The organism is Mangrovicoccus algicola (assembly GCF_014903745.1).
GTDB lineage: Bacteria > Pseudomonadota > Alphaproteobacteria > Rhodobacterales > Rhodobacteraceae > Mangrovicoccus > Mangrovicoccus algicola.
Genome location: NZ_JACVXA010000105.1, coordinates 1 through 8227, shown reverse-complemented (window position 1 = coordinate 8227; position 8227 = coordinate 1). Strand labels below are relative to the sequence as shown.

General features: G+C 69.9%; 10 protein-coding genes. 3 read left to right on the top strand and 7 right to left on the bottom strand.

Annotated elements, in window-relative coordinates; translation table 11 throughout:
* Window positions 1-117 precede the first annotated feature (117 nt).
* Window positions 118-1104, bottom strand: coding sequence for an NAD(P)H-quinone oxidoreductase (locus ICN82_RS20355; RefSeq protein ID WP_193186940.1), 987 nt, complete (start codon window positions 1102-1104; stop codon window positions 118-120).
* Window positions 1105-1132: 28 nt separating this feature from the next.
* Complete coding sequence (locus ICN82_RS20350) at window positions 1133-1837, bottom strand: COQ9 family protein (protein WP_226898643.1); 705 nt, start codon at window positions 1835-1837, stop codon at window positions 1133-1135.
* 115 nt (window positions 1838-1952) lie between these two features.
* Between ICN82_RS20350 and rpsU the strand changes: the two genes are divergently transcribed.
* Entirely contained in the window at window positions 1953-2159 is a 207-nt protein-coding gene (rpsU, locus tag ICN82_RS20345; protein ID WP_042458983.1) for a 30S ribosomal protein S21, read from the top strand.
* 176 nt (window positions 2160-2335) lie between these two features.
* Here rpsU and ICN82_RS20340 read toward each other — a convergent pair whose 3' ends face one another.
* From ICN82_RS20340 to tatA, 4 genes are read right to left on the bottom strand one after another with little or no spacing between them, the layout of a single operon-like run.
* Window positions 2336-3187 carry an ATP-binding protein gene (locus ICN82_RS20340; protein WP_193186934.1) on the bottom strand — a complete coding sequence of 284 codons (852 nt, stop codon included), beginning with the start codon at window positions 3185-3187 and terminating at the stop codon, window positions 2336-2338.
* Window positions 3171-4049 carry a twin-arginine translocase subunit TatC gene (gene tatC / locus ICN82_RS20335; protein WP_193186931.1) on the bottom strand — a complete coding sequence of 293 codons (879 nt, stop codon included), beginning with the start codon at window positions 4047-4049 and terminating at the stop codon, window positions 3171-3173. The genes ICN82_RS20340 and tatC overlap by 17 nt, the downstream gene beginning before the upstream one ends.
* Window positions 4046-4468: a Sec-independent protein translocase protein TatB gene (gene tatB / locus ICN82_RS20330; protein WP_193186928.1), complete on the bottom strand. Its 423-nt coding sequence runs from the start codon at window positions 4466-4468 to the stop codon at window positions 4046-4048. Before tatB ends, tatC begins: the two co-directional genes overlap by 4 nt.
* A 6-nt stretch (window positions 4469-4474) precedes the next feature.
* Window positions 4475-4702, bottom strand: coding sequence for a twin-arginine translocase TatA/TatE family subunit (tatA, locus tag ICN82_RS20325; RefSeq protein WP_193186925.1), 228 nt, complete (start codon window positions 4700-4702; stop codon window positions 4475-4477).
* Window positions 4703-5079: 377 nt separating this feature from the next.
* Here tatA and ICN82_RS20320 point away from each other — a divergent pair, with 377 nt between their 5' ends.
* Window positions 5080-5562, top strand: coding sequence for an NUDIX hydrolase (locus tag ICN82_RS20320; RefSeq protein WP_193186922.1), 483 nt, complete (start codon window positions 5080-5082; stop codon window positions 5560-5562).
* Window positions 5563-5584: 22 nt separating this feature from the next.
* Entirely contained in the window at window positions 5585-7057 is a 1473-nt protein-coding gene (locus tag ICN82_RS20315) for an inorganic phosphate transporter (protein ID WP_193186919.1), read from the top strand.
* Window positions 7058-7062: 5 nt separating this feature from the next.
* Here ICN82_RS20315 and ICN82_RS20310 read toward each other — a convergent pair whose 3' ends face one another.
* Window positions 7063-8118, bottom strand: a complete 1056-nt coding sequence (locus ICN82_RS20310; protein ID WP_193186918.1) for an ABC transporter ATP-binding protein — start codon at window positions 8116-8118, stop codon at window positions 7063-7065.
* Between the last annotated feature and the right edge of the window lie 109 nt (window positions 8119-8227).

Below are 8227 nucleotides of genomic sequence, written 5' to 3'. Positions count from 1 at the left end.
CGCGCGCCGCGGCGTCAGGCCCGTCCCCTGTCCGACGGCCGGCTGTTCCGCGACCGGCCGGGCAAGGCCGCCCGGGCCCTGCCCGCACCCCGACGCCGGTGCCGCGCGCGTTCCAGACTAGCCCGCCACCTGCAGCACGATCTTGCCGATATGGCTGCTTTCCTCCATCCGCGCATGGGCGGCGGCGGCCTCCTCCAGCGGCAGGTCGCTATCCATCACCGGCGCGATCCGCCCGGCGGAGAGAAGCGGCCAGACCTCGGCCCGCAGCGCCTCGGCGATGCGGGCCTTGGCCAGGTCCGATTGCGGGCGCAGGGTCGAGCCGGTGACGGTCAGCCGCCGGGCCATGATCTGGGCGAAGTTCAGCTCGGCCTTCGGGCCTTCGAGAAAGGCGATCATCACCAGGCGCCCGTCATCGGCAAGTGTGCGGATGTTGCGGGGGATGTAGCTGCCGCCGACCATGTCGAGGATCAGGTCCGCCCCGCCCTCGGCCTTCAGCACCTCGGTGAAATCCTCCTCGCGGTAATTGATCGCGCGTTCGGCGCCCAGCTCGCGGCAGGCGGCGCATTTGGCCTCGGAGCCCGCGGTCGCGAAGACCCGCGCGCCGCGCGCCGCGGCCAGCTGGATCGCCGTCGTGCCGATGCCGGAACTGCCGCCATGGATCAGGAACCGCTCCCCGGCCTTCAGGCCGCCCCGGACGAAGACATTGCTCCAGACGGTGAAGAAGGTCTCGGGCAGGCAGGCGGCCTCGCGCAGGCCCATCCCCTCGGGCACCGGCAGGCAATGCGCCGCCGCGGTCACCGCGTAATCGGCATAGCCGCCCCCGGGCAGGAGCGCGCAGACCAGATCGCCCCGGCGCAGCCCCGTCACCCCGGCGCCGAGCGCCACCACCTCGCCCGACGCTTCCAGTCCGGGCAGGTCCGACGCCCCGGGCGGCGGATCATAGGCCCCGGCCCGCTGCAGCGCGTCGGGCCGGTTCACCCCGGCCCAGTGCACCCGGATCAGCACCTGTCCCGCGGCGGGCACCGGCACCGGGCGCTGCACGCTGCGCAACACCTCCGGCCCGCCGGGGCGGGAAATCTCCACGGCGCGCATGGTCTCTGGCAGGGTCATCTGTGGCTCCTTCGATCTTGTCTCAGCGCGGATCGCCCAGCGATCCCGGCATCGCCGGTCCCGCCGCACGGTTCGGCGCCTTGACCAGACCTAGCGCCCATTTGGGCCCGGCCAGTAGAGGACGCAGCAGCGCATTGTCATTGACCTTCTTCTTGACCGCCTCGATCTGCATCACCTCGTCGATGCGCCGGTCGAGGAAGCGCCAGGTCCGCTGGTGTCCGGCGCTGTCATCGCCCAGCCAGTAAAGCAGCGTGGTGCTGTAGACCCCGGTCAGGGTGGCGCGCTTGGTGTACCAGTTGATGTCGTCGGACCCGTCGCCGAGCGCCGTCCAGATCCGGTCCACCGTCGCCCAGAGCGCCCGCGCCCCGTCGGGCGCATGGTTGGGCAGCGCGAAGAGCGTGGCGCCGCGGCGCACCGCCTCCTTGTCCTCCACAAGCTCCAGCCGCAGCCGCACCGCATGGGCGATGCGGTCGCGGAAGCGCATCGCGCTGAGGTCATCGGCCTTCAGCCGACGCACCATCTCGGCATCGCCCGCCGCGTGGAAGGCCAGCGCCAGATCGACCGCGCCGCGCGGGCAGACGGCCCTGGCCAGCTCGGTGCCGATCCCCGAATCGGCGGCCGCCGCGCGGAAGGCCGGGTCGGACCATCCATCGAAGGCGACATGCGGCAGGATCGCCTCCAGGAGGCGCGTCTTGACATCTGCATGGGACATTTCAGACACTTGCATGGCGTGTTCCTTTTCCATCTGCAGGGCCCTCGCTCTGGACAGGCCGCCTTTGCCTTGCTATAGGGACGCCTCCTGCTGAAAATGCAACTCTAACAGGAAGGGTGGTGACACCAGAATGCAGGTTAGTGTTCGCGACAACAATGTCGACCAGGCTCTTCGGGCCCTGAAGAAGAAGCTGCAGCGCGAAGGCGTGTTTCGTGAGATGAAACTCAAGCAGCACTTCGAGAAGCCGTCCGAGAAGAAGGCTCGCGAGAAAGCCGAGGCTGTCCGCCGGGCGCGCAAGCTCGCGCGCAAGAAGGCACAACGCGAAGGTCTGCTTTAAGCCGATCGACCGCGAACCGGATGCGTCAGCATCATAGGTTTCAGACAGGCCCCTGCCTCGGCGGGGGTCTGTCTTTTTGCGTCCGGCCCTTCCCGGGCGCGCGTGGCGGGGGCGCATGAAAAAGGCCGCCCCCGCGGGGACGGCCGGTTCCTTGCGCGGCGGACGGGGCGGACCGCCTAGAGGCGAACCCCGTGACGCCCGGCGAGATCGGTGAAGAACTGCCAGGCCACCCGGCCCGAGCGCGACCCGCGCGTGGCCTGCCATTCGATCGCCTCGGCGCGCAGATCCTCCGGCGCGACGGTCAGGCCATGGGCGGCGCAATAGCCCTCGATCATCGCCAGGTACTCGTCCTGCGAACAGGCGTGGAATCCCAGCCAGAGCCCGAACCGGTCCGACAGCGATACCTTTTCCTCCACCGCCTCGGCGGGGTTGATCGCGCTGCCGCGCTCGTTCTCGATCATGTCGCGCGGCATCAGGTGGCGGCGGTTGGAGGTCGCGTAGAGGATCACGTTGTCCGGCCGCCCCTCGATCCCGCCATCCAGCACCGCCTTCAGCGACTTGTAATGCTGATCGTCATGGCTGAAGCTGAGATCGTCGCAGAACAGCACCACGCGCGTATCCGTCTCGCGCAGGATATGCAGCAGGCGCCCGATCGAGGGCAGGTCCTCGCGCTGGATCTCCACCAGCTTCACCGCATGCCCGGCCGCCAGAATGGCGCCATGCACCGCCTTGACCAGAGAGGACTTGCCCATGCCGCGCGCCCCCCAGAGAAGCGCGTTATTCGCCGGGAACCCCCTGGCGAACTGCATCGTGTTGGCCAGAAGCGTGTCGCGCGACCGTCCGATGCCCACCAGCAGGTCCAGGTCCACGCGGTTCACCCGCTCCACCGGGGCCAGCCGGTCCGGCGCGGTCTGCCAGACGAAGGCATCGGCCGCATCGAAATTGGGAACCGAGCCGGGGGGCGGGCTTATCCGCTCCAGCGCCTCGGCGATCCTCAGCATCGGGTCGGTCTCAAACGCCGTGTCCATCGACTTCCTCGTCCCACAGCCCTTCTTCCTTCAGCCGCCTGGCGCGCTGGCGGTCGACCCGCGCCACGAGGAAGATGGAGATTTCGTACAGCGCATAGACCACGGTGAACAGGATCACCTGGGTGATCACGTCGGGCGGGGTCACCAGCGCGGCCAGCGTCAGGATGCCGACGATGGCATATTTGCGCATCTCGCGCAGGGCCTGGGCCGAGACCAGCCCGGCCTTGCCCATCAGCGTCAGCAGCACCGGCAGCTGGAAGCACAGCCCGAAGGCGAAGATGAATTTCAGCGACAGGTCGAGGCTCTCGCGCACGGAGCCCAGGAAGACCGTCTTCAGCTCCTCCTGCGCCGGGCTGCCCGCGGGCGCCTCGAAATTGCCGTCGCCCGCGATCAGGTTGGCCAGGGCCGGGATCGCGTCGGAGAAGCCGATGAAGAAATTCATCGCCATCGGCGTGACGACATATTGCGCGAAGGCCGCCCCCGCCAGGAACAGGACGGGAGAGGAGATGATGAAGGGCAGGAACGCCTTCTGCTCGGACTTGTAGAGCCCCGGCGCCACGAACCGCCACATCTGATGGGCGATCACCGGAAAGCTCAGCCCGAAGCCCATGACGATGGAGATCCGCACCAGCACGAAGAATTTCTCCTGCGGGGCGGTGAAGATCAGCCGCGGATCCTCGCCGCGCGCACGCAGGATCTCGGCGATCGGCTGGACCAGGAAATCCAGGAGCGGCTCGGCCACGGTGAAACAGGCCACCATGGCGATCACGAAGGCCAGCACCGAGCGGATCAGCCGGGTGCGAAGCTCTGCCAGATGCTCGATCAGCGGCGCGGAGCTGTCGTCGATATCGTCGTCGGTCATGCGGTCCTGTCCGGCTGGCTGCCGGCTGCGGCAGCAGGCGCGCCGGGGTCATCCCCGGTTTGCGCCCCGGGATCGGCGGCGGGCGCATCGGCGTCCGGGGCGGCCGCCGGGGCCGCCTTGGTCTTGCCGTCGCGGGCGCCCATCGGGTCCCATTTCTCGAAGGCGTCGGCCGCCTCCTGCACCTTGCGCATCCCCGTGGCGCGGGGATTGGCGATGTCGCGCAGATCCTTCTGGAGATCGTTCACCCCGGCCTCGTCGGCGGCGGCGTTCATCGCGCTGGTGAATTCGCGCGCCATCGCCCGCGCCTTTCCGGTGAACCGCCCCACGGTGCGGAACATCACGGGCAGGTCCTTCGGGCCGACGACGATCAGCGCCACCACCCCGACGACCAGAAGCTCGCTCCAGCCGATGTCGAACATTAAGGCTTACACCTTGTCCTTGGCGGTCTCGCCGGTGGCTTCGCCGGGGGTCACATCCCGGGTCTCGGCCGGTTTCTCCAGCTCTTCCTGCTGGCCTTCCTTCATGCCGCGCTTGAACGAGGTGATCCCCTTGCCCACTTCGCCCATGAGCCCGGCAACCTTGCCGCGCCCGAACAGGACCAGCACCACCACGGCGATCAGGATCAAGCCCATGGGGCCGATATTGTTCAGCATCTTGGTCTCCTACTGCAGGTCCGGGCCATCCCGCGCGCCCGGACAGTATCGCGTATGTAAAGACTCCGCCGGGCGGATCAAAGGGCAAAACCGCCTTCTGCGCGAAACCACCGCCCCCGGGGCGGGCCCGGGCCCCGCAGCGGTCAGGAATGCGGCAGCCCCGGCATCCGGCGCGCCGCGCCACTGGTCCCGGCGCCGCGGCGCGCTAGATGATGCTGACGATGCCAGCCAATCCCAGACGTTTCCCGCCCGCGCGCGGGTTTGCCATTGATACGCAGCCCGAATTCTTCTATAGGCGCGTGTCCAGTTTCCCGCATTTCCCGAAGGTCGCCCCCAAAGGATTCCGTCTCCGTTCCGATTCCAGGTCCCTCCGCCGCATGTTCCACGCCCTCGTCCAGAATTTCATCGGCCCGATTCTCCGTCGCCCGCCGCGGTTCCAGGCCGCGGCTCTGTGCTACCGGCGCGGCAGCGCCGGGGGATGCGAGGTCCTTCTGGTGACATCGCGCGAGACGAAGCGGTGGGTCCTGCCCAAGGGCTGGCCCAAGCGCGGCCTGGACGCGGCGGGCACCGCGCGGGAGGAAGCCTGGGAAGAGGCCGGGATGCGCCCCCTGCCCGGGACGGCCCTGCGGGTGGGGCGCTACAGCTACATGAAACGGCTGGAGGGCGGGCTGCCCGTGCCGGTGGATGTCGCCGTCTTCGCGATGGAGGCGGACCGGCTGGAGGACGATTTTCCCGAAAAGGACCAGCGCGAACGCCGCTGGGTCGCCCCGGCCGAGGCCGCCGCGATGGTGGAGGAACCCGGCCTGGCCGAGATCCTTGCCGGGTTCCGCCCCTGGCGGCGCCCCGGAACGCTGCGCTGACGCCGGAGCCGGGAGTCCGTCCATGTCCAGATCCCCCGGTCCCAACCGCTGGTCGGCGCTCGACCGCGATCTCGGCCGCGTTTCCACGCTCGAGGCGGCAAGCAGCCATTCCCTGCGTCCCTTCATCGGCGGCGGGCTGGCCATCCTGTTCCTGACGGTCGTGGCCCTGGTGGCGGCCGCCACGGTCGGCATCTCCTCCGGCAGCATCGCGATTCTCGCCGCCTCCGTCTTCGCCGCCTACATGGCGATGAATATCGGCGCCAACGACGTCGCCAACAACATGGGGCCCGCCGTGGGCGCGCGGGCGCTAACCATGACCGGCGCCATCGCGATCGCCGCGATCTGCGAAACCGCGGGCGCGCTGATCGGCGGGCGCGAGGTCATCACCACCGTCTCCCGCGGCATCATCGACGGCCCCGCCTTCGCGGAGCCCCGGCTCTACACGCTGGCGCTGCTGTCGGCGATGCTGGGCGGGGCGTTCTGGATGAATGCCGCGACGCTGATCGGGGCCCCGGTCTCGACCACCCATGCGGTCCTGGGCGCGCTGATCGGCGCGGGCGTGACCGCGGCCGGGCTTGGCGCGGTGCATTGGGACCATCTGGCGGTGATTGCCCTGTCCTGGGTGCTGTCGCCGCTGGCGGGCGGGCTGCTGGCCGCCGGCATCCTGGCCGTGGTGCAGCGCACCATGCTCGACCCCGAGGACAAGATCGCCGCCGCCCGCCGCTGGGTGCCCGTCCTGATCGGCGTCACCGCCGGGACCTTCACGCTCTATCTCGTGGTCAAGGGCCTGCCGCACCAGGCCCCCGCCGCGTCCCGGCGCGAACTGGCGATCGCGATCCTCTTCGGGCTGGCGGCCTGGCTGGCCGCCCGGCCGCTGGTGCGCCGCCAGGCGCAGGGGCTGGCCAACCGCAAGAAATCGCTGAAGGTCCTGTTCCGCCTGCCCCTGATCGTCTCTGCCGCCATCCTCAGTTTCGCCCATGGTGCCAATGACGTGGCGAATGCCGTGGGTCCGCTGGCGGCCATCGCGCATGTCACGGCACAGGGTCATGCCGATGCGCAGGTCGATTTTCCCTTCTGGGTCATGCTGATCGGCGGGCTGGGCATCTCGGCGGGACTGATCCTGTTCGGCCCGCGGCTGGTGCGGCTGGTCGGGGACGAGATCACCCGCCTGAACCCGCCGCGCGCCTGCTGCGTGGCCCTGGCCGCCGGCATCGTGGTGCTTCTGGCCTCCTGGGCCGGCCTGCCGGTCAGCACCACCCATGTCGCGATCGGCGGCATCTTCGGGGTCGGGTTCTTCCGCGAATGGGACCATGAACGGCGCCTGGCCCGGGCGCGCAGCGGGCCGGGCCGCCTGCCCGCCGAGGAACGCCGCCGCCGCCGCCTGGTGCGCCGATCGCATTTCCTGACCATCGTCGCCGCGTGGATCGTCACCGTTCCCGCCGCCGCGCTTCTGGCCGCGCTGACCTTCCTGGTGCTCAACCTGCTGGCCGGCTGACCCGCTCAGCCCGTGCGCGCGAAGACGTGGCAATTCTCGGGGCGCAGCCCCAGGGCGAAAACCTCGCCCGGCGCGGGCAGGACCATGCCGGGCACCATCGCCTGCAGTCTGGGTCCATCTCCCTCCAGGACGAATTCCACGAGGCTCTCGCGGCCGAGGAAACGCGCCCGCAGAACCCGTCCCCGCGCCGCGCCGTGCCCGCCGATCTCCAGGTGCTGCGGACGGCTCACCACCTCGGCGGCCTCGCCCTCGGCCAGACCCGGAGCGGCAAAGCTCCCCAGCGGGGTGGCCACGGCCCCGTTCCGGACCCGGCCCTGCAACAGGTTGATATCTGAGAAGAACGCCGCCGCAGCCCGGTCCACCGGCCGGTTGTAGACCTCGTGCGGGGCGCCGGTCTGCACGATCCGGCCCGCCCGCATCAGGACGATCCGGTCGGCCATGCGCATCGCCTCCTCGGGTTCGTGGGTGACCATCAGCACGGCGGTCCCCTCCTCGCGCAGCAATGCCAGGGTCTGGTCGCGGATCCCGTCGCGCAGGCGGTTGTCCAGTCCCGAGAAGGGCTCATCCATCAGCATCAGCCGCGGGCGCGGCGCCAGCGCCCGGGCCAGCGCCACGCGCTGCTGCTCGCCTCCGGACAATTCATGCGGAAAGGCCGCGGCGAAACGTGCCATGCCGACCCGCTCCAGCAGGTCCATGGCCCGCGCATGGCGCGCGGGGCGCGGACCGTCCAGTCCGAAAGCGACGTTCCGCGCCACGTTCAGATGCGGAAAAAGGGCGAAATCCTGGAACATCAGCCCGACCGAACGGGCTTCGGGCGGCACATGCAGCCCCGGCGCGCTGACACGCACCCCGTCCAGCCGGACTTCCCCGGCATCCGGCCGCTCCACGCCGGCGATCATGCGCAGCGTGGTGGACTTGCCGCAGCCCGAGGGCCCCAGAAGGCAGAGGCATTCCCCCGCGCCGATCGACAGCGTCGCGGCCTCGACCACCGCATGCCCCCCGAAGACCCTGTGCAGGTCCCGGATATCCAGCCTGGGAGGGGAAGGCGCGCTGTCGGGCAAGGGAGAACCGGGATTGAAGGGCGCGCCGCTCCGCTGCGGCGCGGGTTGGGGGGCGCCCCGCCGGGGGCGGGGCGCGTCTGGTCAGGCGATCTTTGCCAGGAGCTCTTCG